The organism is Limnothrix redekei LRLZ20PSL1 (assembly GCF_043235035.1).
Classification (GTDB): Bacteria; Cyanobacteriota; Cyanobacteriia; order CACIAM-69d; family CACIAM-69d; genus CACIAM-69d.
The window spans coordinates 1-658 of record NZ_JAZAQF010000099.1; the positions used below are offsets into that span (position 1 = coordinate 1).

The window sequence follows — 658 nt, forward strand, 5'->3', positions numbered from 1 at the left end:
TTTATCTGTGTATATAATTGTCCATTTGACTCGATTTGAGATATTTTTTTGCCATGTAATGTCCAGATGGCAACTGTTCTATCTTCAGAAGCTGTGGCTATTAGTCCCCTCTCGCTGCAGTAATCAACAGCGGTAATATAACTTGAGTGCGCTTGTATTTGCATTCGTTTCTTTTCTTTAACATCTCTTAATACTATTGTACCATCGTTACTCGCACTTAGTAATACGGTTTCATCTAAGAATTGTAGATGGCTTACAAGGGCTGTGTGTCCAATTAATGTGGAGATGCAATTGCCATCTAGATCCCACAACTTTACGCTACAATCATCTGAGCCAGTTGCAATGTATTGTGAGTCAAGTGAGAAGCAGCCAGCCCTTACTTTGTTTATGTGGTGCACAAGCCTTTCTGGTTGCTGTTGTATTACCTTCCATGACGATTCGTCCTCACTCCAATCAGCATATTCTATTTTTATTTCATTAGCCAATTGGTGTTTTAGCTCTTTCTCTAGGTATACTTGTGATCCTCTGTTTTTTTTGAATGGGTTGTTTGAGAACAATAGCTCGGCGTAGATTGTGGTTTTTCTGTTAATTGTTATCTTACAGGTATAACGTAGGTCTTTGATTTCTTTGATGATTACATTGTGCCCTCGCTTTAAAT

Annotated in this window: 1 protein-coding gene; it reads right to left on the minus strand. The window is 38.1% G+C overall.

Annotated elements, in window-relative coordinates:
• A partial coding sequence (locus VPK24_RS18780) for a WD40 repeat domain-containing protein (protein ID WP_393015661.1) occupies nt 1-658 on the minus strand: 658 nt, incomplete at both ends.